At 64.7% G+C, this 25,701-nt stretch carries 22 protein-coding genes; 20 read left to right on the forward strand and 2 right to left on the reverse strand.

The genetic code is table 11. From position 1 onward, the window contains the following. The first annotated feature begins 118 nt into the window (after positions 1–118). The gene (dnaK, locus tag E0504_RS20100; RefSeq protein WP_131625719.1) at positions 119–2,044 is read left to right on the forward strand and encodes a molecular chaperone DnaK; all 1,926 of its coding nucleotides are present in this window, start codon (positions 119–121) and stop codon (positions 2,042–2,044) included. A gap of 71 nt (positions 2,045–2,115) precedes the next feature. Beyond that, the gene (gene dnaJ / locus E0504_RS20105; RefSeq protein WP_131625501.1) at positions 2,116–3,234 is read left to right on the forward strand and encodes a molecular chaperone DnaJ; all 1,119 of its coding nucleotides are present in this window, start codon (positions 2,116–2,118) and stop codon (positions 3,232–3,234) included. On the opposite strand, the gene E0504_RS20110 is transcribed toward dnaJ, so the two are convergent. Beyond that, positions 3,231–5,537, reverse strand: a complete 2,307-nt coding sequence (locus tag E0504_RS20110) for a patatin-like protein (protein WP_131625502.1) — start codon at positions 5,535–5,537, stop codon at positions 3,231–3,233. The two genes, dnaJ and E0504_RS20110, sit on opposite strands and share 4 nt — an antisense overlap. A gap of 71 nt (positions 5,538–5,608) precedes the next feature. Here E0504_RS20110 and radA point away from each other — a divergent pair, with 71 nt between their 5' ends. From radA to E0504_RS20160, 10 genes are all read left to right on the forward strand, one after another. Beyond that, complete coding sequence (gene radA / locus E0504_RS20115; RefSeq protein ID WP_131625503.1) at positions 5,609–6,976, forward strand: DNA repair protein RadA; 1,368 nt, start codon at positions 5,609–5,611, stop codon at positions 6,974–6,976. A gap of 16 nt (positions 6,977–6,992) precedes the next feature. Next, positions 6,993–7,526 (forward strand): CvpA family protein, encoded by a 534-nt coding sequence (locus E0504_RS20120; RefSeq protein WP_131625504.1) that lies wholly within the window; start codon positions 6,993–6,995, stop codon positions 7,524–7,526. Then, the gene (locus E0504_RS20125) at positions 7,523–7,960 is read left to right on the forward strand and encodes an iron-sulfur cluster assembly scaffold protein (protein ID WP_131625505.1); all 438 of its coding nucleotides are present in this window, start codon (positions 7,523–7,525) and stop codon (positions 7,958–7,960) included. Before E0504_RS20120 ends, E0504_RS20125 begins: the two co-directional genes overlap by 4 nt. A gap of 39 nt (positions 7,961–7,999) precedes the next feature. Beyond that, positions 8,000–9,658, forward strand: coding sequence for an MFS transporter (locus E0504_RS20130; RefSeq protein WP_131625506.1), 1,659 nt, complete (start codon positions 8,000–8,002; stop codon positions 9,656–9,658). Continuing rightward, positions 9,655–10,695, forward strand: a complete 1,041-nt coding sequence (alr, locus tag E0504_RS20135; RefSeq protein WP_131625507.1) for an alanine racemase — start codon at positions 9,655–9,657, stop codon at positions 10,693–10,695. Before E0504_RS20130 ends, alr begins: the two co-directional genes overlap by 4 nt. A gap of 87 nt (positions 10,696–10,782) precedes the next feature. Beyond that, positions 10,783–11,346, forward strand: coding sequence for a polyhydroxyalkanoate synthesis repressor PhaR (phaR, locus tag E0504_RS20140; RefSeq protein ID WP_131625508.1), 564 nt, complete (start codon positions 10,783–10,785; stop codon positions 11,344–11,346). 54 nt (positions 11,347–11,400) lie between these two features. Further along, on the forward strand, positions 11,401–12,942 hold the full coding sequence (gene proS / locus E0504_RS20145; protein ID WP_131625509.1) for a proline--tRNA ligase: 1,542 nt from the start codon (positions 11,401–11,403) through the stop codon (positions 12,940–12,942). 21 nt (positions 12,943–12,963) lie between these two features. Further along, positions 12,964–13,551 (forward strand): DUF805 domain-containing protein, encoded by a 588-nt coding sequence (locus E0504_RS20150; RefSeq protein ID WP_131625510.1) that lies wholly within the window; start codon positions 12,964–12,966, stop codon positions 13,549–13,551. Positions 13,552–13,600: 49 nt separating this feature from the next. Beyond that, positions 13,601–14,935, forward strand: a complete 1,335-nt coding sequence (locus E0504_RS20155) for a M28 family peptidase (RefSeq protein WP_131625511.1) — start codon at positions 13,601–13,603, stop codon at positions 14,933–14,935. 52 nt (positions 14,936–14,987) lie between these two features. Beyond that, positions 14,988–17,246 (forward strand): ribonuclease R family protein, encoded by a 2,259-nt coding sequence (locus tag E0504_RS20160; RefSeq protein ID WP_131625720.1) that lies wholly within the window; start codon positions 14,988–14,990, stop codon positions 17,244–17,246. A gap of 16 nt (positions 17,247–17,262) precedes the next feature. Here E0504_RS20160 and E0504_RS20165 read toward each other — a convergent pair whose 3' ends face one another. Then, complete coding sequence (locus tag E0504_RS20165) at positions 17,263–17,715, reverse strand: universal stress protein (RefSeq protein ID WP_131625512.1); 453 nt, start codon at positions 17,713–17,715, stop codon at positions 17,263–17,265. Between the two features lie 121 nt (positions 17,716–17,836). Between E0504_RS20165 and E0504_RS20170 the strand changes: the two genes are divergently transcribed. The 8 genes from E0504_RS20170 to E0504_RS20200 all read left to right on the forward strand — a co-directional run bounded on the left by E0504_RS20170 (position 17,837) and on the right by E0504_RS20200 (position 25,697). After that, positions 17,837–19,219 carry a pyruvate dehydrogenase complex dihydrolipoamide acetyltransferase gene (locus E0504_RS20170; RefSeq protein WP_131625513.1) on the forward strand — a complete coding sequence of 461 codons (1,383 nt, stop codon included), beginning with the start codon at positions 17,837–17,839 and terminating at the stop codon, positions 19,217–19,219. A gap of 41 nt (positions 19,220–19,260) precedes the next feature. Next, on the forward strand, positions 19,261–19,593 hold the full coding sequence (locus E0504_RS20175) for an acyl-CoA thioesterase (RefSeq protein WP_131625721.1): 333 nt from the start codon (positions 19,261–19,263) through the stop codon (positions 19,591–19,593). Positions 19,594–19,601: 8 nt separating this feature from the next. Continuing rightward, on the forward strand, positions 19,602–21,017 hold the full coding sequence (lpdA, locus tag E0504_RS20180) for a dihydrolipoyl dehydrogenase (protein ID WP_131625514.1): 1,416 nt from the start codon (positions 19,602–19,604) through the stop codon (positions 21,015–21,017). A 95-nt stretch (positions 21,018–21,112) separates the two neighbouring features. Further along, on the forward strand, positions 21,113–21,277 hold the full coding sequence (locus E0504_RS50435; protein WP_165938561.1) for a hypothetical protein: 165 nt from the start codon (positions 21,113–21,115) through the stop codon (positions 21,275–21,277). Positions 21,278–21,518: 241 nt separating this feature from the next. Further along, positions 21,519–22,721, forward strand: a complete 1,203-nt coding sequence (locus E0504_RS20185) for a site-specific integrase (RefSeq protein WP_131625515.1) — start codon at positions 21,519–21,521, stop codon at positions 22,719–22,721. An 89-nt stretch (positions 22,722–22,810) separates the two neighbouring features. Next, positions 22,811–23,011: an AlpA family transcriptional regulator gene (locus E0504_RS20190; RefSeq protein ID WP_131625516.1), complete on the forward strand. Its 201-nt coding sequence runs from the start codon at positions 22,811–22,813 to the stop codon at positions 23,009–23,011. After that, positions 23,008–23,385, forward strand: coding sequence for a hypothetical protein (locus E0504_RS20195; RefSeq protein WP_131625517.1), 378 nt, complete (start codon positions 23,008–23,010; stop codon positions 23,383–23,385). The genes E0504_RS20190 and E0504_RS20195 overlap by 4 nt, the downstream gene beginning before the upstream one ends. A 365-nt stretch (positions 23,386–23,750) precedes the next feature. Then, the gene (locus tag E0504_RS20200; RefSeq protein WP_165938562.1) at positions 23,751–25,697 is read left to right on the forward strand and encodes a helicase RepA family protein; all 1,947 of its coding nucleotides are present in this window, start codon (positions 23,751–23,753) and stop codon (positions 25,695–25,697) included. Positions 25,698–25,701: the final 4 nt, after the last annotated feature.

Here is a 25,701-nt window from a genome sequence, read left to right on the forward strand (position 1 = left end):
GTGCCAAGCGAAAGCGCACCTATATCGCCCGCGTTAATCGAGCCGCCGACAGGCCTTGCCGCAGACGCGGGAGGCCGGATGGGCGGTGTCCAACACCAGAGAAGGCAATAGGGAAACCATGGCAAAAGTTATCGGGATCGACCTCGGCACCACCAATTCCTGCGTCGCGGTCATGGACGGCGGCAAGCCCAAGGTCATCGAGAATTCGGAAGGCGCGCGCACCACGCCCTCGATCGTCGCCTTCACGAAGGACGGCGAACGGCTGATCGGTCAGCCGGCCAAGCGCCAGGCCGTCACCAACGGCGACAACACCATTTTCGCGGTCAAGCGCCTGATCGGCCGCCGCTTCGATGACCCGGTGACCCGGAAGGACACCGAGCTGGTCCCCTATACGATCGTCAAGGGCAAGAATGGCGACGCGTGGGTCCAGGCCGGCGGCGAGGATTACTCCCCCAGCCAGATCAGCGCCTTCACCCTGCAGAAGATGAAGGAAACCGCCGAAAGCTATCTGGGCGAAAAGGTCACCCAAGCGGTGATTACCGTGCCGGCGTACTTCAACGACGCGCAGCGCCAGGCGACCAAGGACGCCGGCCAGATCGCCGGCCTTGAAGTGCTGCGCATCATCAACGAGCCGACCGCAGCCGCGCTCGCCTATGGCCTGGAAAAGAACGACGGCAAGACCATCGCGGTCTACGACCTTGGCGGCGGCACGTTCGACGTCTCAATCCTCGAGATCGGCGACGGCGTGTTCGAGGTGAAGAGCACCAACGGCGACACCTTCCTCGGCGGTGAAGACTTCGACAATTCGATCGTCGAATGGCTGGCTGACCAGTTCAAGAAGAAGGAGAACATGGATCTCCGCACCGACAAGCTTGCCCTGCAGCGGCTCAAGGAAGCCGCCGAAAAGGCCAAGATCGAGCTGTCGAGCGCGCAGACCACCGAGATCAATCTTCCCTTCATCACCGCGCGCATGGAAGGCGGCAGCACCACGCCGCTTCACCTGGTCGAAACGATCAGCCGCGCCGATCTGGAGAAGATGGTCGGCAGCCTGATCGAACGCACGAAAGAGCCGATGAAGAAGGCGTTGGCCGATGCCGGCCTCAAGGCCAGCGACATCGACGACGTCGTGCTCGTCGGCGGCATGACCCGGATGCCGCGCGTTCGCGAATTCGTGAAGGAGTTCTTCGGCAAGGAACCGCACACTGGCGTAAACCCGGACGAGGTTGTCGCGATGGGCGCGGCGATCCAGGCGGGTGTGCTGCAGGGCGACGTGAAGGACGTGCTGCTGCTCGACGTGACGCCGCTGTCGCTCGGCATCGAGACGCTGGGCGGGATCATGACCCGGATGATCGACCGCAATACGACGATCCCCACGAAAAAGAGCCAGACCTACTCGACCGCCGAGGACAACCAGCAGGCGGTGACCATCCGCGTGTTCCAGGGCGAACGCGAGATGGCGCAGGACAACAAGCTGCTTGGTCAGTTCGACCTCGTCGGCATTCCGTCGGCGCCGCGCGGCGTGCCGCAGATCGAAGTCACGTTCGACATCGACGCCAACGGCATCGTCAACGTCTCGGCCAAGGACAAGGGCACGGGCAAGGAACAGCAGATCCGCATCCAGGCCTCGGGCGGGCTCAGCGACAACGACATCGACCAGATGGTCAAGGATGCCGAGAAGTTCGCTGAAGAGGACAAGAAGCGGCGCGCCTCGGCTGAAGCACGCAACCAGGCCGATAGCCTGGTGCACGCGACCGAGAAGCAATTGTCCGAGCATGGCGACAAGATCGACGCCGATCTCAAGAGCCAGGTCGAAAGCGCGATCGCGGAAACCAAGACCGCGCTGGAAGGCGACGATGCCGACGCCATCAATGGCAAGGCGCAGGCGCTGACCGATCTCGCCATGAAGATGGGCCAGGCGATCTACAGCCAGGAACAGGCTTCGGCGCAGGGCTCCGATGGGACCGAGGCGGCGTCGGAAAGCAGTTCCGACGAGGACGTGGTCGACGCCGAATTCTCGGAAGTCGACGAAGACGCCAAGAACTGATCGAAACGATGAAAACGCAGTCTGCCACCGGTGCCCGCCGCACCGGTGGCGGCTGAGTTCGGGGCCAGTCCATGTCGACCGCTGAAATCGATTTCTACGAGGTGCTCGGAGTCGCCCGCGACGCTGACGGCGCCACGATCAAGAGCGCCTACCGCAAGCTGGCGATGCAGTTCCATCCCGACCGTAATGCCGGGTGCAAGGATAACGAGGACAAGTTCAAGGCCGTTTCGGCCGCGTACGAGTGCCTGAAGGACCCGCAGAAGCGCGCTGCCTACGACCGGTACGGTCACGCTGCCTTTCAGGGCGGCATGGGCGGGGGCGCCGGCCACGGGCAGGATTTCGGCGACATCGGCGACATTTTCGAGACGATCTTCGGCAGCGCCTTTGGCGGTGGAGGGCGTACCCAGGCCCGGCGCGGTGCGGACTTGCGCTACGACATGGAGATCACTCTCGATCAGGCGTTTCACGGCGAAAGCCGCGAGATCGAGATCGAGGTCAGCCAGTCCTGCGATAGCTGCCACGGGTCAGGCGCCACTCCCGGCACCGGGGCCCGGCGCTGCAACCTGTGTTCCGGGCACGGCAAGGTCCGCGCCAAGCAGGGCTTTTTCGTGGTCGAGCGCCCGTGCCCCAATTGCCACGGGGCCGGCGAGGTGATCGAGAGTCCTTGTCGCTCGTGCAGCGGTGAAGGGCGCATCGACCTGCCGCAAAAGCTGGAAGTGAATGTCCCTCCCGGGGTCGATACCGGCACCCGCATTAGGCTCGCCGGCAAGGGCGAGGCGGGACCGCGTGGCGCGCCTCCGGGCGACCTGTACATCTTTGTCCATGTCCGGCCTCACGCGGTATTCCAGCGCGAAGGCACGACCTTGCTCACCCGCTGCCCGATCAGCTTCACCAGCGCGGCGCTTGGCGACACGCTTGAGATTCCCGATCTTGGCGGCGAAACGCACCAGGTTTCGGTTCCCGCGGGGATCCAGTCAGGCAAGCAGCTGCGAGTGCGCGGAGCAGGCATGCCGGTGTTGCAGGGCCGCGGCAGGGGCGACCTGGTAGTCGAGATTGCCGTCGAGACCCCGACCAAGCTGACCAAGGCCCAGCGCGACCTGCTCCAGCAGTTCCGGGATACCGAGACGGGTGACGAGTGTCCCGAGAGCCGCGGTTTCTTCGATAAGCTGAAGAACGCGTTTGGGGGCTAAGCGGCCAGCACCTCACTCCTGATGCGGGCGATCAAGCCGGGGTCGGCGGTGAGGCGGCCATCTTCCTCGTCCAGCACCGCGAGGAACGCGCGCTGCTTGAACGCAGCCAGTTCGCCATCGCTGAAGTTCTCTACGGTCGAGGCGACCAGATCGATCATGCGTTCCGCTCCGTGCAGCCGACCCCACAGGTAATCGTTCTCACGATAGGCGCGGCTGAAGAACGCACCGAAATTGTAGAACTCGGTCCCGCGTAGGGTGGCCTTCGTGCCGCCAGCGCGGATCGATCGGGCGTCTTCCGGACTGATCCGATCGACCTTGACCGCGTCGAATTCGGTGAGGCCTTCGTTCTGCAACAACGGCAGCGTCGCGGCATCGTAGAACGGGAACCCAAGGTAGGTGAGCAACACCCGCCGGCGAAGCTCCTTAGGCATCTCGTCGAGCGCCGCGGCAAGCCGCTCCTCCGCCTCGGCGTCGACCTCGGGCAGCAGCCGCCGCGCGGCTAGCGCATCGAGGACGGCGCCCGGATCGCTCATCACCTTGCCCGCCAGAACCGCGAAGTCGTCGCCAAGGTTGGTGCCGCTTTCCTGCGCGAAGTAGAGCGCGAGGATGTCGTAGATCGCCTCTCGCGCCGCCTCCAGCGCGGTGTCCGGGATGGTCTCGTCCGCTTCCCAGTCGATCGACAGGCGCCGCGCAATCAGGCGCAGGCGGCGGATCCGGAATGCGAGATCGTGCGCGCGCAGGAACGCCACCGCTGCTTCGCTCAGCCCTCCTCCTCCGTCCGCCAGGGAGAACAGCCCCCGTTCGTCGAGTTCACGCCGCAGCCGGAGCGCGATCGGCTCCGCATCGGGCAGCAGCAGGGCAGGTGCGGCCGCCAGCACCACTTGCGCGAGGGTGTCGATGATCCCGGCCACCTTGGTCTGCGCATAAGCCTGGAAGGCATATCCGGCGCGGTCGGCGGCGGCCTGCTGCGCCTTGGTGCGCCAGGCGGCGAGGCGTTTGGGTGTGGGGCGATCGAGGAACAGGGTCATGCCGAACAGCTTGTCAACCGCGCCTTCGACTTCCGGGCGCAATGCCTTGACGATGCGAGCCAACCGCACCGCCTCGCGTGACTGGCGCTCGAGCGCCTCCAGGTTGTCGCGGATCGGCTGTTCGCGCGGAATGGTCGACAACGAGCCGAAGATCGCCCCGAAAAAGCCCACCGGCCGATCGATCGATTGTTCCAATGAACCGAACCGGTCGGGGCGGGGATCAATATAGACAAACCGCCGGTCCACTTCGCGCTGGGCCGGGCGCGACGTCAGCGCGCCGCGGGCGGCGGCGAACGGGGCGTTGATCAGCACCGACCCGTCGATCAGCGATACATGCGCCTCGCTGCCCTGGCGCACGTGCACGGGCATGATCCGGTCCAGAAACGCGCCACGCCCATTCCACTGCCGCCCGCGCGCCGCCGCGAGCCGGTCGATCTCTTCCAGCCGCAGCGGAGGGAAGGCGCCGGGGAAGCTCGCAGTGGCGCGTGCCGCCATCGTCAGTTCAAGCGGCTCGGCCACGTTCTCGCCTCCGCCGGGCGGAGTCTTGCTGCGAAAGGCGATGGGCATCCGGTGCTCGCTCTCCTCGACGGTCGGCGGGCTGTTCAGGCGCAGGAGCGACAGGAACCCACGGAAGTCGGTGGCGGTCACCATCAGGTCCAGCGGGTGTCCGGGCGGCAGCAGGGGCGTATCCGGGTGGCCTGCGTTCACCTCCATTAGCGCATCGAACAGCAACGCCGAAAATCCGTCGCCCGAGAAGGGCGGTTCGAACCATCGGCTGCGCACGAGGTGGGATACCTTGCGCCGCACCTCGGCCCGGGTTTCCGGCGCCACGCTTTCGCTGACCACGTTGCCTGGCCGGCGCAGCAACCACCAGACGAGCGGCATCGCCCACAGCTTGGCCGCCCATGACCATGGCCGGGCATCGGGATCGAGCAGGCGTTCGACATCGGCGTTGGCCAGCCACAGCTCGGTCAGCGGTTCCAGGCTGTGGCCTGAATGGATCGCCTGCGCGAGGAACACCGCGTTGATGCCGCCGGCGCTCGCCCCCGTGACAATGTCCGGCAGCACCCGCAGGCGCAGGCCGTGGCGGCTTTCGATGGTGGTCAGGAGATCGCGGTAGACCGCGCTGACTCCGCCCCGTTCCGGCCCGTCGCCATGATAGTCGCGGCTGGCGCGGGCCAAGTGCCACAGTTCCTTGGTGACCCCGTGCATGTACACCGCCAGGCTGACCCCGCCATAGCAGATCAGCGCGATGCGGAGTTCCTTCTGACGCATGTGCGGGCCTTGCCGTGTCGCGTCGCCCTTGGCAATTGCGTTCCACCAATGTTCCCGTTAGGCGAACCCGCATGGTCAAGGCGAAGCGGCGATACGTATGTCAGGCCTGCGGTTCGGTCAGCAGCCGCTGGCAGGGGCAGTGCGCCGATTGCTCGGAGTGGAACACTCTGGTCGAGGATGCGCCCGCCACCGTGTATTCGCTGAAGCACGACCTGTCGGCGGGCGGGCGCGCGATCAAGTTCGAGGCGCTCAATGCGCCGACGGAGCCGCTGGTGCGGCTGCCCACCGGTCTGGCCGAGTTCGACCGTGCGCTGGGCGGCGGGCTGGTGCCCGGTTCCGCCATCCTGATGGGCGGCGATCCGGGGATCGGCAAGTCGACCCTGTTGCTGCAATCGGCCGGAGCGGTGGCCCGAACGGGCGCTGGCGTGGTCTATGTCAGCGGAGAAGAGGCCGCGGGGCAGGTCCGTATGCGTGCGGGGCGGCTGGGCTTGTCGGACGCGCCGATCAAGCTCGCGTCGGCCACCGGGGTGCGCGATATCCTCACCACCCTGGGGCAGTCGGCACCGCCTGCGCTGCTGGTGATCGATTCGATCCAGACGATGCACTCCGACACGATCGAGGGGGCGCCGGGGACGGTCAGCCAGGTTCGCGGGTGCGCGTTCGAGCTGATCCGCTACGCCAAGGAGAATGGCGTTGCGCTGGTACTGGTCGGCCACGTGACCAAGGACGGGTCGATCGCCGGGCCCCGCGTGCTTGAACACATGGTCGATGTGGTGATGAGCTTCGAAGGGGAGCGCAGCCACCAGTACCGCATCCTTCGCGCGCTTAAGAACCGGTTCGGCGCGATCGACGAGATCGGCGTTTTCGCGATGGCAGGGGCGGGGCTGGAAGAAGTCGCCAACCCGTCGCTGCTGTTCCTTACCGGGCGCGACGAACCGCTGGCGGGCAGCGCGGTGTTCCCCGCCCTGGAGGGTACCCGGCCGGTGCTGGTGGAGATCCAGGCGCTGATCGTGCGCCTGCAATCGGGCGCTACCCCGCGTCGCGCGGTCGTGGGCTGGGACACGGGGCGGCTGGCGATGCTGCTGGCGGTGCTGGAATCGCGCTGCGGGCTGAATTTCAGCTCGGCCGAGGTCTATCTGAACGTCGCGGGCGGCTATCGCCTGTCGGACCCAGCCGCCGACCTTGCAGTGGCCGCCGCGCTGGTTTCCGCGCTGGCGGACAAGCCGCTGGCGACCCACGCCGTGTGGTTCGGCGAGGTGTCGCTGGCGGGTGAAATACGCCCGGTGTCACACGCCGGGCTGCGCTTGCGCGAAGCGGCAAAGCTGGGTTTCAACCTTGGTTTCGGGCCGGCCGATGTCGAGCCGGGTTCATCCGGACTTAACTATCGCGGGCTACGGCGGCTGGGCAATCTCGTTGACCGGGTCGTGGCAGAGGCATAGTCGTTCCGAAGATCGTATGACGGGTTTCGACATCATCGTACTGCTGATCGTTGCGGTAGCGGCGGTAGGCGGCTTCATGCGCGGTTTCGTGCAGGAAGTGCTGTCGCTGGTCGCCTGGGCGGTCGCGATCCTCGCAATCCACAACCTTCACACGCCGCTGTATGATTGGCTGGTGCCCAAGATCGGCAACCCAACCGGGGCGGCGACCCTGGCCTTCGCCATGCTGCTGTTGATCCCGTACGCGGGCATGAAGCTGATCGCGGGTCGGCTGGGCGAAAGCTCTCGCGCATCGATGCTCGGTCCGATCGATCGGGTGCTCGGCTTCGGGTTCGGCGCGATCAAGGGGGCGGTCGTCGTGACCTGTGGCTTTGCGCTGCTGGTGCTCGGCTACGATGCAGCCTGGGGCATCGCGGGTCGTCCCGACTGGATCAAGCAGGCGCGCACGTATCCGCTGATCAACGCCAGCGCCGATGCGCTGGTCAAGATGATCGAGAACCGCAACGAGTCCGTTGCCAACAGCGATTCCGTGATCCGCGACCAGAGCCGATGACCGCTCGGCCCGGGTCGGTGCTTTACACACCCGAATTGCTGAAGCTGGCGGTTTCGCTGGCGCGGTTCCCGTTCGATCGGGCTTCCGGTTGCACCGGTGAGGCCCGCTCTCCGACATGCGGCGGCCGGGTCGCTTTTTCTGGCACCGTGCATGGAGGTCAGATCAGCGCCCCTGGCCTGCGCGTCACTGCCTGCGCCGTCGGGCAAGCCGCCGCGGCGATCTTCGTCGCGCATGCCGCCGGGCGCACACGCGGCGAGATCGAGGCGGCGCGCGACGCGATCATGGGCTGGCTGGCCAGTCAGGGTCCGCCGCCTGTCTGGCCCGGGATCGAGGCGCTGGCGCCTGCGATCGATTATCCCGGACGGCACGGAGCCATTCCGTTGGCGTGGAACGCCGCGCTGGCCGCGCTTCCCAAGGAAACTGCGGACAGCTAGAGCGCGTCACCTTGAGGGAAGGGGAGCAAGGCTGCCGTCATGAGCGCTACTGCCGTCACCGCCGCGCCGGAACCGAGCGCGCGCGAAATTCGCCTGGTGATCGCTGCATCGTCCGCCGGGACCGTGTTCGAATGGTATGATTTCTTCATCTACGGGACGCTCGCCGCGCTGATCGGCAAGGCGTTCTTCCCGGCGGACAACGAAACGCTGCAGTTGTTGCTGGTGTGGGCCGGGTTTGCGGTCGGATTCGGGTTCCGGCCGCTCGGTGCGATCCTGTTCGGGTACTTGGGCGACCGGTTAGGGCGCAAGTACACGTTCCTGGTCACCGTCACTCTGATGGGCGTTGCCACCGCGGGCGTGGGGCTGATCCCCGAAGCCGCTGTTATCGGGGTGGCGGCGCCGGCGATCGTGATCTTCCTGCGGATTCTCCAAGGGCTTGCGCTGGGCGGGGAGTACGGCGGAGCGGCGGTCTATGTCGCGGAACACGCCCCGCCAGAAAAGCGGGGGTTCTACACCTCGTTTATTCAAGCGAGCGTGGTCGGTGGGTTCGTGTTGTCGATCGTCGTGGTCGTCGCCTGCCGCGCCTTAATCCCTGAGGACGAGTTCGCTGCCTGGGGCTGGCGTGTGCCGTTTCTGCTTAGCCTGATCCTGCTGGGCATCAGCTTGTGGATGCGTCTGAAGCTGTCGGAAAGCCCCGTTTTCCAGGCGATGAAGGCATCGGGCGAGATGGTGAAGAACCCGTTCGTGGAAAGCTTCACCTACCCTGGTAACAAGAAGCGCATTTTCGTGGCCTTGTTCGGCATCACCGGGGTGCTCACAACGATCTGGTACACCGCGTTCTTTTCCGGGATGAGCTTCCTGCGCGGCCCGATGCGAGTGGACGACACGACCGTGGAAATGGTCATGCTAATTTCTGCCGGCATCTCGATGGTGTTCTATCTCCTGGTTGGCCGATGGTCAGACCGCATCGGGCGCAAGACCCCGATCATTGTCGGCGCGGCGGCTAGCCTGGTGCTTCTGTTCCCTCTGTTTTGGGGCATCGGGGCGCTTGCCAATCCCGGCTTGTCGGCCAGCGCCGAACGTGCGCCGGTGGTCGTGTCGGGCGAGGGATGCACCTACGATCCGTTCGCCAGCAAGCAGGCAACCGAGTGTGGCCGTCTGCTGGCCGATCTCACCGCACTGGGGGTCGCATACGATGTGGCCGATCCTTACGGCAGCGCTCGGCTTTCAGTAGGCGATGCCCGGACCGAACTCGCCGCGTTCGGCGCAGCCGACGACACCGCGCAGAAAGCGGCGGTCCAGAGCCTGCTGGAGCAGCAGGGTTATGACTTTGCCAAGCAGACGCCGCCGCTTGCCAGCATACTTGGTATCATCGCGCTGCTGTGCGGGCTGGGGCTCTTGTCGGCGCTCACCTACGGCTCAGTAGCGGCCCTGCTGGCAGAGATGTTTCCGCCGCAAATTCGTTACAGCTCCATGTCGATCCCTTACCACATCGGTGCAGGTTATCTCGGCGGGTTCCTTCCCCTGATCGCAAGCTACATCGTCGCCACCACCGGCAACGCCTATGCCGGGCTCTGGTACACTTGGGGTGTGGTGGCGTTCGGGTTGCTGGTCGCGTGGTGGGGCATTCCCGGTGGCAAGCCGCGCGATTTCGAAGCTTCGACCGATAACCCGCCGGTGGCGCCGAACCGCCCATGACATTGCTTCCGCCGCCCAGCCTGCGGCTCGATCTCGATACCGCGGCGCTGGCGGACAACTGGCGGTCACTCGACCGCCTGTCGGGCGCCGCGCGGGCGGGTGCGGCGGTCAAGGCGGACGCCTATGGCCTGGGAGTCGGCAACGTCGTGCCAGTTCTGGCGCAGGCCGGCGCGCGCGATTTCCTGGTCGCGCATTGGAGCGAGGTGCCTGCCGTCCTGGCGTATGTTCCCGCAGACCGGATTGCAGTCCTGCACGGGCCGATGAGCGAGGCCGACTGCCGGTTCGCGCGCGAGACTGGCGTGCGTCCCGTGCTCAACAGTCTGGCGCAGGCCGCGCGCTGGGTGAACACGGGCGGGGGCCCGTGCGACCTGATGGTCGACACCGGCATCAACCGTCTGGGGCTGGCGCTGAGCGACCTGGGCGATCCGCTGGTCGCCAGGCTGGCGGTCGATACGCTGATGTCGCACCTGGCCTCGGCCGATGAGGACGTGCCGCAAAACGCTGAGCAACTCGCCCGCTTTCGTGACGTAAGCGCCGCGGTACCGGCCCGCCGCCGCAGCCTGGCCAACAGCGCCGGTATCGGCCTGGGTGATGCTTACGCGTTCGATGTGACGCGGCCCGGGCTGGCGCTTTACGGCGGTGTTCCGCGCGCCGAGCTGGACGCTGCGATCCGCCAGGTGGCATATCCGCGCGCGGCGATCCTGCAGGTTCGCGAGATCGAGGCTGGCGAAGGCGTCGGCTATAACGCGGCATTTGTTGCCAGCCGGCCGATGCGCGTCGGAGTGGTGTCGTTGGGTTATGCCGACGGCTTCCTGCGCTGCTGGGGCGCTCGCGGCTATTTGCGCTACGAAGGCGCTAAGTTGCCCCTGCTTGGCAAGGTGTCGATGGACATGGTGGTGGTCGATCTCGCCGCCGCTCCGGGTGTACGCGAGGGCGAGTGGGTTGACGTCCCGTATGATCTTCCCGCCGCCTCGGAACGTTCGGGTCTGTCGCAATACGAGCTGCTGACAACCCTCGGCCAGCGGTACCGCTCTTGAATTGCTGCGCACAACGAGCGCAGCATTATTGAAGCTTCAATGCTGCAAGTGCTAAGCAACTCTTGCAGCAGCGAAGGATTTCAGACGATGGCCAAGCGGAACGATAGCGCGGACGGTGCGACCATCATCAAGAAATACGCCAACCGGCGGCTCTACAACACCGCGTCGTCCAGCTATATCACGTTGGAAGATCTGGCGCGCATGACCCGCGAAGGGGTCGATTTCAGGGTGCTTGATGCGAAGTCGGGCGAAGACCTCACCCATACTATCCTGACCCAGATCATCATGGAGGAGGAGTCGAGCGGAGGCGAGCAGATGCTGCCGATCAGCTTCCTGCGCCAGTTGATCGGCATGTATGGCAATTCGATGCAGTCGATGATGCCAGCCTACCTTGATGCGATGATGAGCAATTTCCGCGACAACCAGGCCAAGGTGGCCGAGGCGCTGCACGCTCGCGCGGGATCCAACCCCTTTGCCAAGATGGCCGAGACCAATATGGCGATGATGCGGGCCGCCGCCGACGCGCTGATGCCGCGCAAGCCCGAAGCGACGAACGAAGCAGAACCTGCTCCGCCCAGGGCGGACGAGCTGGACGAACTGCGCGCGCAGATGGCCGCGATGCAGAAGAAGCTTGATGAGCTTGGCAAATAGCCGCCCCCGCCGCTAGGCGCCCGCGACCCGTCCGTTCCTGAAAGTACCCATCCCGTGTCCCAGATCCGCCACGCCCTTTCGATCAAGCGCGCCGACGATTTCGCCCAGTGGTATCAGGAGGTGATTTCCGCCGCCGATATGGCCGAGGAATCGGGTGTGCGCGGGTGCATGGTGATCAAGCCGTGGGGTTATGGCATCTGGGAGCGTATCCAGCGCCTGCTCGATGACCGGATCAAGGCGACCGGCCACGACAACGCGTACTTCCCCTTATTCATCCCTCTCAAGAACTTCGAACGCGAGGCGGAGCACGTCGAGGGGTTTGCCAAGGAGATGGCGGTGGTCACGCACCACCGGTTGATCGCCGACGGCAAGGGCGGACTGGTACCCGATCCCGAAGCCAAGCTGGAAGAGCCGCTGGTTGTCCGCCCGACGTCGGAAACGATAATCGGCGACGCGATGGCGCGTTGGGTCCAGTCGTGGCGCGACCTGCCGCTGAAGCTCAACCAGTGGGCCAACGTGGTGCGGTGGGAAATGCGCACCCGCATGTTCCTGCGCACGAGCGAGTTCCTTTGGCAGGAGGGCCACACCGCCCACGAATCCGCGGCCGAGGCGAAGGAACACACGCTGCGCATGCTGGAAGTCTATCGCGCCTGCGCCGAAGAAGACCTCGCGCTGCCGGTGATCGCGGGCGAAAAGCCCGAGAACGAACGCTTCCCCGGCGCGGTCGAGACCTGGTCGATCGAGGGGATGATGCAGGACGGCAAGGCGCTGCAAGCCGGCACCAGCCATTATCTCGGCACCAATTTCGCGCAGGCGAGCGGGATCAAGTTTCAGGACCGCGACGGCGGCCAGCAACTGGCGCACACCACCAGCTGGGGCGTGTCTACCCGGATGATCGGCGGGGTGATTATGGTTCACGGCGATGACGATGGGCTGAAGGTGCCGCCGCGGATCGCCCCCTGGCAGGTCGTCATTGTGCCGATGCTGCGCGAGGACGATGGCGACCCGGCGTTGATCGCGTATTGTGAACGACTGCGTGCCCAGATTGCGGCACAGACCGCGCTGGGTGAGCCGGTGCGCGCGCTGCTGGATATCAAGCCCGGCAAGGCGGCGTCCAAACGGTGGAACTGGGTCCGCAAGGGCGCCCCTCTGATCGTCGAGGTCGGCCAGCGCGACATGACCGATGGCAAGGTCAGCCTGCTGCGCCGCGACGCATTGTGGGCTGAAAACGGCAAGCCGGCTTTCGCCGCGCCTTCGCTGGAATACGCGGCGCAGTCCATCCCGGCGATGCTGACCGAGATGCAGGCATCGTTGCTTGCCTCGGCACAGGCCGATCGTGACCGGCGCATCACTCGCGGAGTGAATTCATTCTCCGAGATCGAGGCGGCCTTTTCCGACGAGGTGAAGAACCCCGGCTGGGTGGAGGTTCAGTGGTCAAAGCCGACGGGCGCGGCGCTCGATGCCGTGGCCGAGCGGCTGAAGGCGCTCAAGCTGACCTTGCGCAACGTGCCAGCCGATAGTGATCCGGCTGACGGGGCCTGCGTCTTCACCGGAGAGCCAGCCGTGGAGCGCGTGCTGGTCGCGCGGGCTTACTGAGAAACAACCGAGGGCCATCCGATGCTGCAAGCTGTGCGCTACCACCTGAGCCATCTCGCTGACTTCAGCGGCCGGGATGCGCGCCAGACCTTCTGGTACTGGTTCCTGGCATTGTTTATCCTCAACATCGTTGTCGGTCTGGCGATGAGCCTGCCGGCCACCATCAGCGCGACGACGACTGCACTGGAAGCTACCAGGAGCGGCGGGGATCCAGCAGCAGCCCAAGCAGCGGCGATGGCGGGCATGGCGGGGTCCATGCGCTCGATGATCATCGCCGGCATCGTGCTGGGGCTGGTGAATGTCGTTTTGCTGGCAGCGGCGCTCGTCCGCCGGTTGCACGACAGCGGCCAGTCCGGGCTGTGGGCCGCGCTCGTGGGAGCGATCTACCTGTTTTCGCTATGGCAGAACTGGTCGAGCGCCGACCAGATGGTCGAGGTGATGCGCCAGATGTCGAGCGCGTCCAATCCGGCGAGCGCAATCGAAGCGCAGGCGCAATTGGCGCGGCAGAGCCTGCTGGGCTATGTGCCGATCGTGCTCGTGATTGTGATCGGGTTGCTGCGATCGACCCCCGGTCAGAACCGCTACGGCGAGGTGCCGGTCCGATTCTGATCGCGCAATTGCGGCTTGCGTTGCCGCGCCGGGCGCGGAACAAGGGCTGATGCGCACAATCCTTCTTCTGGCAGCCGGTCTGGTCGCCATTCCTGCCGCCGCCCAGACTCCCTCCGCCGCGGTATCTGAAGCGCGGCTCCGGGCCGATATCGAAAAACTGGTCAGCTTCGGCACCCGGCATACGATGTCGGAGCAGGACAATCCCGCGCGCGGCATCGGCGCCGCCCGCCGGTGGGGAGAAGCGGAGTTCCGCAAGACCAGCCAGGCGTGCGGCGGCTGCCTGTCCATTGTCCTGCCCGAACGCGTGGTGGAAGGCGCGCGGGTGCCGACCCCGACGCGGCTGGTGAACGTGGTGGCGATCCAGCGCGGGACCGAGCGGCCAGGCGAAGTGGTCATCGTCCAGGGGCACATCGACAGCCGCGTGACCGACGTGATGGACTTCACCTCCGACGCGCCGGGCGCGAACGACGACGGCAGCGGGGTGGCGCTGGTGCTGGAATCCGCGCGACTGCTGTCGAAGAACAAGTATCCGGTGACGATCGTCTACGCCCTGCTCTCGGGCGAGGAGCAGGGGCTTTATGGCGGGCAGCTTCTGGCGGATTATGCGGCCGAGCAGGGGTGGCAGGTCAAGGCGGTGCTCAACAACGACATCGTTGGCAATTCGTGCGGTTCCGACGGGTACTGCGACCCCGACCACGTGCGGGTTTTCTCTGAAGGACCGCGCGCCGATCTCGACGACAAGACCCGCGCCGCGCAGCGCCGTGATGGGGGCGAGAACGATTCGCCCAGCCGCAATTTGTCGCGTTACGCGGCCGGGCTCGACGACAATGTGCTGGAGGTCCGCCAGATCTGGCGCGCCGATCGCATGGGGCGGGGCGGCGATCACCTGCCGTACCTCGACAAGGGCTACCCCGCGATCCGCTTTTCAGTGGCAGTCGAAGATTACGAGCATCAGCACCAGGATCTGCGGACGGAAGGCGGCACGGTGTATGGGGACACGATCGAGGCGATGGACTTCCCCTACCTCGCCAAGGTGACCGCGCTCAATGTTCGCATGCTTGACCGCCTTGCGCGGACGCCCGCCCCGCCGGTGCCGACCGCCGAGGCCGCCGTGCAGACATTCACGACCGTAAAATGGGGCGAAGTGCCGGGCGCGGCGAACTACTCCGTCTGGCAGCGCCGCACCGACGAGGCGAATTGGCCCGCGGAACCGGTCATCGGCAAGATCGTCGCCACCAGCGCCAAGCTGGAAGGCGTGCGCGGAGACGACTGGGTGTTCGGCGTCAGCGCCTGTTCGGCCGATGGACTGTGCAGCCCCGTCGCCAGCGCGGTGCCTGGCGGAGGGTTTCGGCCGCTCGCCAGCGCCAAGGGTGACAAGGACTAGCTGCGGCCCCATATCGGGGATGATGAGCAGTACCCGTAATCGCCAGCCCGGAATGCCCACCCGGGCGCAAATCCTCGAATTTCTCCAGACCAGCGACCAGATCGCCGGCAAGCGCGAGATCGCCAAGGCGTTTGGCTTGCAGGGTCAGGAGAAGATCGCCCTCAAGGCGTTGCTCAAGGACATGGCCCAGGAAGGCCTGATCGACGGCAAGAAAACAGCCTATCACCGCATGGGCGGTGTGCCAAAGGTCACCACTCTGCGCATTGCCGAGATCGAGGACGGCGAACCCTTCGCGATCCCCGACGCCTGGAGCCCGGACGACGGCGCGCCCCCTCCGCGCATCCGGGTGATCGAGGGAAAGAAAGGGGGCAAGAATGGCAACCGCTTCCCCGCGCTGAAGATCGGCGATCGCGTGCTCGCCCGCACCGAGGAGGCGGGCAACGGCTACCGCGCCTACGTGATGAAAAAACTGCCCGCCCGCACCGAGGGATTGATGGGGGTGGTGGAGATCGACGCCAGCGGCAAGGGCTGGCTCGCGCCGGTGGACAAGCGGGTGCGCTCGTCCTCGCCGATTGCCGATCTTGGCGGGGCAGAGGAAGGTCAGCTTGTGATCGCCGAGCCGGCAGGCAAGTCGCCTCGCTCGGGCGTCAAGGTGACCGAGGTGATCGGCGATCCCCTGGCCCCGAAATCGTTCAGTTTGATCGCCATCGCCAAGCACGGCATCCCGCACATCTTCCCTGAGGAAGCGCTGGCTGAAGCCGAGCAGGCTGCGACCGAACCGCTGTCGCCCGACCACCGCGAGGACCTGCGCGCCGTCCCGATCGTCGCCATCGATCCGGCCGACGCGCGCGACCACGACGATGCTATCTGGGCCGAGCCTGACGGGGAGGGCGGCTTCAACGCGATCGTCGCGATCGCCGATGTCAGCTTCTACGTCCGCCCGGGCAGCCAGATTGACCGCGAGGCGCGGAAGCGCGGCAACTCGGTCTATTTCCCCGACCGCGTCGTGCCGATGCTGCCCGAAGTGCTCAGCGCCGACGTCTGCTCGCTGAAGGAGGGCGAGGACCGGGCGGCGATGGCGTGTCACATGCGCATCTCGGCCGAAGGCAAGGTGACCAAATGGCGCTTCACCCGCGCGCTGGTGCGCATCGCGCACAACATCGCCTACGAAGACGCGCAGGCGGCGATCGACGGCGGGGACGCGCCCGCTCATCTCACCATCCTGTGGGATGCGTGGAAGCTGCTGTTCGCCGCCCGCCAGGCGCGCGATCCGCTGGAACTGGAGCTGCCCGAACGCCAGGTGCGTCTCGACGCGGAAGGCAAGATCGCCGAGATCGCGGTGCGCGAACGACTCGATGCGCACCGCGTGGTGGAGGACTTCATGATCGCCGCCAACGTCGCCGCCGCCAAGGCGCTGGAGGCCAAGACCGCGCCGGTGGTCTACCGGGTCCACGAGCAGCCGGGGCGCGAGAAACTGATTACCTTGCGCGATTACATGAAGACGTTTGGCCATTCCCTCGCGCTCGGACAGGTGGTCACGCCGGGGCTGTTCAACCGCCTCCTCAAGGACATCGGCGACGAGAGCGAAAAGGCGCAGGTGATGGAGGCCGTCCTGCGCAGCCAGACGCAGGCGTACTACGGTCCAGACAACATGGGGCACTTCGGGCTCGCGCTCGGCTCCTACGCGCACTTCACTTCCCCGATCCGCCGCTATGCCGACCTGCTGGTCCACCGCGCGTTGGTCGACGCCTACAAGCTGGAGCAGCCCGCGCCCAAGCACCTGCCCGAGCACAGCGGCCTGTCAGATCGCGACCGTGAGGATCTCGGCAAGATCTCCGAGGCGATCAGCAAGACCGAGCGCCGCGCGATGGAAGCGGAGCGCGATACCATCGACCGCTACGTCGCCGCCTGGCTGGCGGGCCGCGTGGGCGAGGTGTTCGAGACGCGCATCACCGGGGTGCAGAGCTTTGGTTTCTTCGCCACAATCGTGGGCCTGGGCGGCGACGGGCTGGTGCCGGTGTCCACTCTGGGACGTGAGCATTTCCGGTGGGAGGAGGGTGCGCAGCGGCTGGTGGGCGACGACAGCGGCACCAGCTACGCCCCAGGCGACCGGCTGCAACTGCGGCTGGGGGAGGCAAACCCGCTGACTGGTGCGCTCAAGTTTGAACTGCCCGACGGCGACGAGCGGGTTGAGCCACGCGGCAACCGGCTCGCGCCGCGCGACAAGCGCAAGTCGCCCGCCGGCCAGCATCCGCAGGGTAAGCGAGGCCGTCCCGGCAGCATCCGCCATCAGGGGCGGGGCAAACGTTGATTGGCGCAGACGCCGCCTAGCTCAGGCGGTCGATGTCCTCATCTGTGAGCGTGCCGGGCACGATGAACAGCGGACAGGTCAACGCGCCGATGTGGGATGAAAAGTGCGTCACCAGCGGCCCCGGCCCACCTTCGCTCGCGGCGCCCAGCACCAGCGCGGCGACCTCCGGGTGTTCGGCGAGGTAGTCCTTGATCACGCCTTGCGCATCGCCCGTGCGGACCGAGATCACCGGCATCTTCCCGCTTTCGGCGAACAGCGATCCGGCGGCGCTGCTGGCGACCATTTCCGCCCGGTCGCGCGCTTCTTCCTCGATCGTCGCTTGCACCGCGCCGAACGCATTGAAGCTTTCGCGCGGCACCAGCGCGAGGATGTGAACTGCCCCGCCGGTCTTGGTCGCGCGGCGCGAGGCGAAACGCAGCGCACGCACCGCTTCCTCGGTCTCGTCCATGATCACCAGATAGACGCGCATCGATCCCACCCCTTTGCGTGAGCCAAAGTATCGGCGCAAAGGAGCGTCAGGGCAAGCGGCTTGCCGTGACGCTACGGCTTTGCCAAAGCGGGCGGGCGTCACTCCCCAGTGAAGGAAAACCATGCCCACGCCGATCAAGATGCCTGCGTTGTCGCCGACGATGGAGGAGGGCACGCTCGCCAAATGGCTGGTCAAGGAAGGCGACACCGTCTCCGCCGGCGACGTCATGGCTGAGATCGAGACCGACAAGGCAACCATGGAGTTCGAAGCGATCGACGAAGGCACGATCGCGAAGATCGAGGTGGCCGAAGGCACCGAAGGCGTGAAGGTCGGAACCGTGATCGCGATGCTGGCGGGCGAGGGGGAGGACGCCAGCGCCGCCTCCGCTCCCGCGGTCAAGGCAGACGAGAGCAAGGGCACCGCGATCACCGGTACGCCCGAACCAACCGAACCGGGGGAGGAGCCAGAGCCTGCGCGCGCTGCTTCTGAGGACAATCCCATCGCTCCAGCGCAGGCTGTGGAGTCGTCGACAAATACGCGGCCTTCCGCCCAGCCCACCGGGGCCCCAGACCATGCTGGGGCAACGGATGGGGATAGAATAATCGCCTCCCCCCTCGCCAAGCGCATCGCTCAGCAGAAAGGCGTCGATCTCGCATCGCTCACCGGCTCCGGTCCCAACGGGCGCATCGTGAAGTCGGATGTCGAAGGGGCCGCCGCCACCCCGGCACAGGCGAAGGTTTCACCCGCCCAGGCCCAGGCGCCCGCTGAACCCGGCACCGTCTTGTCGGTCCCCACAGCTTTGCCCGATTTCGGTATTCCGCACGAAGATGAGAAGCTGTCGAACGTGCGCAAGGTAATCGCGCGCCGCCTGACCGAATCCAAGCAGACCGTTCCGCATTACTATCTCGCGATCGACGTGCGGCTTGATCCTCTCCTCAAGCTGCGGGCTGACCTCAACGCTGCGCTGGAGTCGCAGGGGGTCAAGCTCTCCGTTAACGACTTGCTGATCAAGGCGCTTGCCAAGGCGCTCATGCAGGTCCCCGCGTGCAACGTCAGCTTTGGCGGCGATACGCTTCGCCGCTTCACCCGATCTGACATCTCGGTCGCGGTCGCCGCGCCCAGCGGCCTGATCACGCCGATCGTAGTCGACGCCGGCGCCAAGTCGGTCAGCGCAATTGCTAACGAAATGAAGGACCTCGCCGGCAAGGCGCGCGAGGGCAAGCTGCAGCCGCACGAATACCAGGGCGGCACCGCCAGCCTGTCCAACCTAGGCATGTACGGGATCAAGCAGTTCGAAGCGGTGATCAACCCGCCGCAAGGCATGATCATGGCCGTCGGCGCGGGCGAGAAGCGGCCCTACGTGGTCGACGACGCGCTCGCCATCGCCACTGTGATGACCGCCACCGGCAGCTTCGATCACCGCGCCATCGACGGCGCGACCGGTGCGGAGCTGATGAGCGCGTTCAAGCAGATCTGCGAGGCACCGCTGGGGCTGGTGGCTTGACAGTCCGTTGGCAGCGTGACCCCCTCATCCGCGTCACCGCCATGCCGGCGGACACCAATCCCTATGGCGGGGTGTTCAGCGGATGGCTGATGAGCCAGATGGCGCTCGGTGCGGGCGCGCTGGCCAGCCGGTTGGGGCGGGGCAAGGCGGTGGTCGTCTCGGCAACCGACTTCGCATTTCCCGGCGCGATGGCGGTGGGGGACGAACTTAGCGTCTACTGCGCGGTCGCCGCGACCGGCACCACCTCGCTCACTATCTCCGCCGAAGGCATCGCGCGCGAGCGGAATGGCGAGGCGACTCAACTGGTTTCGCGTGGCACTTTCAAGTTCGTCCTGCTTGACGAGAACGACCGGCCGCGTGCCGTCAACGGTTAGAGAGACTCATGGCTGAAACATCATACGACGTCATCGTGCTCGGCAGCGGCCCCGGCGGCTACGTCGCGGCCATTCGCTGCGCCCAACTCGGTCTAAAGACCACGATCGTTGAGCGCGAACTGCTCGGCGGTATCTGCCTCAATTGGGGCTGCATTCCCACCAAGGCGCTGCTGCGCTCGGCCGAGATCAAGCACTACATGGATCACGCGGCCGATTACGGTCTCAAGGTCGCCGGCGCGATCGAGGCAGATTTGGCAGCGGTGGTCAAACGCAGCCGCGGAGTGGCCAAGCAGCTTAACCAGGGCGTCACGCACCTGATGAAGAAGAACAAGATCGCCGTGCACATGGGCGAGGGAACGCTGACCGGCCCGACCTCGCTGACGGTCAAGTCCGACAAAGGGGAGGAGAAAGTCTCGGCTAAGCATGTGATCGTCGCCACCGGCGCGCGCGCACGCGAACTGCCGTTTGCCAAATCCGATGGAGCGCGCGTGTGGACCTACCGCCACGCGATGACCCCGGCCGAGATGCCCAGCAAGCTGCTGGTGATCGGCAGCGGCGCCATCGGGATCGAGTTCGCCAGTTTCTACAACGACATGGGCGCCGAGGTGACGGTGGTCGAGATGCTCGACCGGATCGTGCCGGTGGAGGACGCGGACGTGTCGGCATTTCTCGAAAAGAGCCTCACCAAGCAGGGCATGACGATCATGACCGGTGCCGGGGTCGAGGCGCTGGAGGTGTCTGGCGGCGGCGTGAGAGCCAGGATCAAGGATAAGGCGGGCAAGATCGCGGAAGAGCAATTCAGCCACGTCATCGTCGCGGTCGGCATCGTGCCGAACACCGAAGGCTTCGGCCTCGACCAGTTGGTTGAGATGGACCGCGGCTTCATTCAGATCGACCCTTATGGTCGCACCAAGTCCAGCGGCTTGTGGGCGATCGGCGATTGCACGCCCGGCCCCTGGTTGGCCCACAAGGCAAGCCACGAGGGCGTCACTGCCGCGGAGGCGATCGCGCAGGAACTGGGGAACAAGGATGTCCATCCGCACCCGCTCGATCGTTCGAACATCCCCGGGTGCACTTACTGCCATCCGCAGATCGCCAGCGTCGGGCTGACGGAAGCCAAGGCGAAAGAGGGCGGGCGCGAGGTCAAGGTCGGCACCTTCCCCTTCATCGGCAATGGCAAGGCGATCGCGCTGGGCGAAGCGGAGGGCTTCATCAAAACGGTGTTCGACGCGGCCACCGGGGAGCTGCTCGGCGCGCACATGATCGGGGCTGAAGTGACCGAATTGATCCAGGGATATGTCGTTGGCAAGACACTTGAGACCACAGAGGCGGAACTGATGCAGACCGTGTTCCCGCATCCGACGTTGTCGGAAATGATGCACGAAAGCGTGCTCGCCGCCTACGGCCGCGCGCTTCACATCTGACAGGTGAACAATTCGGCGCAAGTCTCTGCAGTTTAGCGCAGATTCGCGGAACCGTCACACCTCTCCGGCATTGCGGAGATGGAGAGGTGCCGGACATGGAATACGAGATCGAAGATCGCCCGCAGATGGGTGACGATTCCGACTACGAATACCTCGTTACCCGCCGCGATGCCGCGCTCGGCATTTTCCCGCCGCGCCCCCCGCGTGCCGATTACCAGGACCGCGCCGTGCTCATTCCGGAGCAGGAAACCGGTTCCTGAAACGGCGATAGGGGGGAAGGGTGGTGGACGCTGTTGGGTTCGAACCAACGACCCGCTGATTAAGAGTTATGCAATTCGACTTTTCTCCACTTACCTGATTTTGCCTCCTGTAGGGCTAAGTGCGTTTAAACGCTCCCTATTCCTTTAGCTCGCGTCGCTTCCAGTTTCCTCGAGTTTGCTGTACCGTGCTTCCACGGTGCTTACATTTCGGGCTCGCTGATATGGTTGGGGAGGCGCGCTGATGCCTACAGTGCGAATTACGAAACAGTCGGTCGATGCAGTGGCGGGAGCCCTCAAAGACACCTTTTTGTGGGACGATCAGCTTCGCGGGTTCGGTCTGCGCGCAACGCCGAACGGCGCGAGGTCCTACGTCTTCCAGTACCGCATGGGTGGCCGCGAGGCGCCCTCGCGGCGCTATACGATTGGCCGGCATGGATCGCCCTGGACGCCGCAAACCGCACGCAAAGAAGCGGAGCGGATCGCAATGCTGGTTCAGCAGAAGGTTGATCCGGTCCAGGCCGATCACGAGCGCCGGCGGCAGGCCGTCGATCTCGCATTCGATGCGTACGTCGATACGTTCGTAGATCTGTACCTTAAGAAGCGGTGGAAGCAGTGGTCGTTGGGTGCGGGCGTGCTGCGGCGTGAAGCCGTGTCTGTCCTCAAGAAGAAGCCTCTGCCGCAGATCAAGCGCTCGGACTTGAGTGGTATCTGGGACCGGCTGCAGGATAGACCCGCGGTTGCGAGGCTCACCCACGCCACCTTGCGTAAGCTATTTCGATGGGCAGTAAGCCGTGGCGATCTCGAGCGATCCCCGTTGGAGGGCGTGGAGGCGCCCCCGCCGGTGGCCGCGCGCGACCGCGTCCTCTGTGACGACGAACTGGCGGCGGTGTGGGCCGGGGCGGGAGGGATCGGAGGGCAGTTCGAAGGACTGCTCAAATTGCTGATGTTAACCGGGCAGCGCCGCGAAGAGGTCGCCGCGCTCTCGTGGGGAGAACTTGATCGCCGCGGTTCGACTTGGACGCTGCCTGCAGGGCGCTCGAAGAATGGGAAACCGCATCTCGTTCCGCTAGGTACGCTGGCGCTAGCGGTTCTCAATGAAGTGGCCGCAGGAAAGGAATGGCCGGCGAGGGGGCTCGTGTTCTCTACGACCGGGATTACGCCGGTCTCGGGATTTTCAAAGGTGAAACGCAGACTCGATGAGCATCTGACTGCCGCTCTAGCGGAGCCTCCGCCACCGTGGCGGCTGCACGACCTCCGGCGCACAGTAGCAACTGGTCTCCAGCGTCTCGGTATCCGCTTTGAAGTGACCGAGGCCGTGCTGAACCATTCGAGCGGCTCGCGATCAGGAATTGCCGGAGTTTATCAGCGGTATGATTGGGCAGCAGAGAAGCGAGAGGCACTGGAACGTTGGGGCTCGAACGTTCAGCGTCTTGTTGGACTTTGAAGATCTCGTCTCAGCTGCCCTCGAGGGGGACCGTGAACACCAGGAGGATAATCTGGGGTACCCTGTCGTCAGCTAGATAGGAGCTGACCATGAAACCTCATGTTCTCAATACTGCAGGTGCCGCCGAACACACTGGCCTCGCAGTACCCACTCTTGAAAAGCTGCGATGCAGTGGTGGCGGGCCGGTTTATCTGAAGCTGGGCCGGGCAGTCCGGTACCGCGCGAGCGATCTTGATGAATGGCTGGCCAGGCGGACGATCTCGAGCACCTCTGAGGAGTCGGTGCGATGATCGGCGCGAACTCATCGTGGAGGGGCTATCTTGACATCACTCCCGCCGATGCCGCGCTTTATAAGGAAGCCGACCGCCTTTGGTTTGAGGCGCGTCCTTCTTGCAACTTCCGGCTGCGTACGCCGATCATTGGTGAGCCCGTCCCCGAGGTCGGGATCACACATGTCGTTTTGAAGCAGATGCGGCCGGGCTTCCGGCAGAAGCTGTTCTTGATACTCTCGGATCCCGTATTCCGCTCGCCCAAGGCGGAGCCCGAAGAGGTGGCCATGGCGCTTTGGCTGCTTTTCCAGGACGGCAGCGAAAGGGTTCCAACGCGCAAGATCCTCGAGCTCGCAAAAACACTTGCCGATGCTTCGCGAGTGGCTGTTCAGTGATGCACGCTTTTCAACTCAGCGTATTCACCACTGAAGGGGGAAGAGTCCTCAGCAAGACGATCAGCAAAGCTCGGGATGGTGGGCTCGTGTCCAGAGGCGGCGGTAACCTGACCGATGGCCGGGTAACTAGGGCAGAAGTGGCGACGATCAGGCAATTGCTTGATCTACTGTGTTCCCTGAGTTCCAGCCAAGCAGTAAGCTTCGGGGTCTGCTCACCGGTCGAGGCTCGGGTCGTAACGAAGGCAGCTCTTGAGAGGGCAGCATGCGCCCAGAACCAGGTGGCCCGGGATCGGAAGCATTTCGCTTGGCCTAAAGGGCCAGGCTTTCTCCTACTCGATTACGACCCTTCGCCTCGGACCGATCCATTGCAGCCCGATGATTTGGTTTCGGCGCTACGTCGGGCTGTCCCGGAGCTCGAACATATCACCATTGGTCATAAGCCGAGCACATCCAGCTGTATCTTCGACGAGACTGGTCTCGAGCTACGTGGAACGCGCGGCCAGCATCTCTTCATCGCATTGGAGAGGGCTGAAGATGCTCCTACCTTCGGAAAGCGCATCTCTGATCGCCTGTGGCTGGCGGGCCACGGCGACATTCTAGTTCTGGCCAATGGTCAGATGAGGGAGCGCACGCTCTTTGATGCCAGTGTCTGGCAGCCCGAGCGGCTGATCTATGCCGTGGCAGAGTGCGAGCGTCCCCTGATTCAGAAATTGACGGGGACAGTTTACCCCGGGGACATCGATGATCTTCTCGGAAATGAGGCTCGATTGCCGGCCGGGGGCCTTCAGCTTCTAACGGAAGATGAGGAGCGGCAACTTGATGCCTTAAGAAAACAATCTCGTGAAAATCGATACGTGGAAGCAGCGCGTCGACGTGACGTATGGCTCGATGCTCAAAGCCGTAAAGTCGTGCGACACGACGCCGAGCAGGGCGAACTGCATCGCGTACGTAGTGCAATGCGGGACGCGCTGGAGGCGGGCACACTGCCAGCGGATTTGCTGCTCCTCACTGAAGAGGGGACGGAAGTATCAGTTAGCGAACTCCTGAACGATTTAGACCAGTGGAATGGCCGACGCTTTGCCGATCCACTCGAGCCCGATTACCGCGGTGACAACCGCATCGCCGTAGCCTTGCTGAAGGACGCCAGCGAACCCCACATCTACTCCCATGCCCATGGCGGCATGCGCTATTCTCTTCCGATAGTGTCACCATTCCTACGCGATGATCGGCGGCCTCTACAGGTGGTTCCCGCGGCGGAATTTTGCCAAGGACCCCCAGTGCGTTGGATCGTGAAAGGTTACCTTCCTGCCGCATCGTTGGTCATGCTCTATGGCGCCCCAGCCTCGGGCAAAAGCTTCCTCGCTTTCGACCTGATTTGGTCGGTTGCGCGAGGAACTTCTTGGAGAGCCAGGCGCACCCAGTGCGGGCGAGTTGTCTACATTGCGGCTGAAGGGGCAACTGGCGCCCGTCTCCGCCTTAGAGCCTACGCCGAGTACCATCAGGTAGCCCTAGCCGACCTGCCAATCGGCGTAATTGCTGGGCGTCCATCACTTCACAGCGAGGACCCCCTTGCGCTCATTGAGGAGATCCGCGCTGCGGGTGGTGCGGACCTCATCGTGATAGATACGCTCGCCCAAGCCACATCAGGCGCGGACGAGAATTCCGCCCAGGATATGAGCGCTGCCATTGCGCACTGTAACGAACTCATCGAGCGCACGGGAGCGACTGTCTTGTTGATCCATCACAGTGGCAAAGACGAAGGGCGAGGGGCTCGCGGTTGGTCAGGTCTGAAAGGCGCCGTCGACGTTGAGATCCGCGTTTCGCGAGGTGACTCCTATTCTGTCGCCGAAGTCACTAAAATGAAAGACGGCGAGCACGGCGCTGCAGCCGCCTTCACCATGCAACAGATTGTTCTCGAGACCGATGAGGACGGCGATCCGGTGACTAGCTGCGTCGTCAGCCATATCGACGCTGTAGAATCCTCGGCGGCACCTGCCGGCAAGATACAAAGCATAATTTTGGACAAGCTTCAGGAACTTGATTTCACGGGCCCCTTTTCAATTTACGAGCTGGTACAATCAACCAGGGATGAGCACCTGCGGATCTACCCCAACTCACCGGTTCCGCGACCAGACGCAATCAAGCGCAGCATTCGCACGATGATGCAAAGAGGCCTCATCGCCGAAGGTCCTGCAGGAATTACGCTCCCACAACCCCACATCGACCCACAAACGGCAGATGTGGACATCAAATCCATTCCACCCACACCACACCCCCCTACAAGAGGGGTGGTGGGTGGACCGATGAGTTAAGGAG

This window comes from Parafrankia sp. BMG5.11 (assembly GCF_004337455.1).

Coding starts and splice junctions, on each gene's coding strand:
- dnaK (WP_131625719.1), top strand. CDS start 119: ATGGCAAAAGTTATCGGGATCGACCTCGGCACCACCAATTCCTGCGTC.
- dnaJ (WP_131625501.1), top strand. CDS start 2,116: ATGTCGACCGCTGAAATCGATTTCTACGAGGTGCTCGGAGTCGCCCGC.
- E0504_RS20110 (WP_131625502.1), bottom strand. CDS start 5,537: ATGCGTCAGAAGGAACTCCGCATCGCGCTGATCTGCTATGGCGGGGTC.
- radA (WP_131625503.1), top strand. CDS start 5,609: ATGGTCAAGGCGAAGCGGCGATACGTATGTCAGGCCTGCGGTTCGGTC.
- E0504_RS20120 (WP_131625504.1), top strand. CDS start 6,993: ATGACGGGTTTCGACATCATCGTACTGCTGATCGTTGCGGTAGCGGCG.
- E0504_RS20125 (WP_131625505.1), top strand. CDS start 7,523: ATGACCGCTCGGCCCGGGTCGGTGCTTTACACACCCGAATTGCTGAAG.
- E0504_RS20130 (WP_131625506.1), top strand. CDS start 8,000: ATGAGCGCTACTGCCGTCACCGCCGCGCCGGAACCGAGCGCGCGCGAA.
- alr (WP_131625507.1), top strand. CDS start 9,655: ATGACATTGCTTCCGCCGCCCAGCCTGCGGCTCGATCTCGATACCGCG.
- phaR (WP_131625508.1), top strand. CDS start 10,783: ATGGCCAAGCGGAACGATAGCGCGGACGGTGCGACCATCATCAAGAAA.
- E0504_RS20150 (WP_131625510.1), top strand. CDS start 12,964: ATGCTGCAAGCTGTGCGCTACCACCTGAGCCATCTCGCTGACTTCAGC.
- E0504_RS20155 (WP_131625511.1), top strand. CDS start 13,601: ATGCGCACAATCCTTCTTCTGGCAGCCGGTCTGGTCGCCATTCCTGCC.
- E0504_RS20160 (WP_131625720.1), top strand. CDS start 14,988: ATGCCCACCCGGGCGCAAATCCTCGAATTTCTCCAGACCAGCGACCAG.
- E0504_RS20165 (WP_131625512.1), bottom strand. CDS start 17,715: ATGCGCGTCTATCTGGTGATCATGGACGAGACCGAGGAAGCGGTGCGT.
- E0504_RS20170 (WP_131625513.1), top strand. CDS start 17,837: ATGCCCACGCCGATCAAGATGCCTGCGTTGTCGCCGACGATGGAGGAG.
- E0504_RS20175 (WP_131625721.1), top strand. CDS start 19,261: ATGCCGGCGGACACCAATCCCTATGGCGGGGTGTTCAGCGGATGGCTG.
- lpdA (WP_131625514.1), top strand. CDS start 19,602: ATGGCTGAAACATCATACGACGTCATCGTGCTCGGCAGCGGCCCCGGC.
- E0504_RS50435 (WP_165938561.1), top strand. CDS start 21,113: ATGGAATACGAGATCGAAGATCGCCCGCAGATGGGTGACGATTCCGAC.
- E0504_RS20185 (WP_131625515.1), top strand. CDS start 21,519: ATGCCTACAGTGCGAATTACGAAACAGTCGGTCGATGCAGTGGCGGGA.
- E0504_RS20190 (WP_131625516.1), top strand. CDS start 22,811: ATGAAACCTCATGTTCTCAATACTGCAGGTGCCGCCGAACACACTGGC.
- E0504_RS20195 (WP_131625517.1), top strand. CDS start 23,008: ATGATCGGCGCGAACTCATCGTGGAGGGGCTATCTTGACATCACTCCC.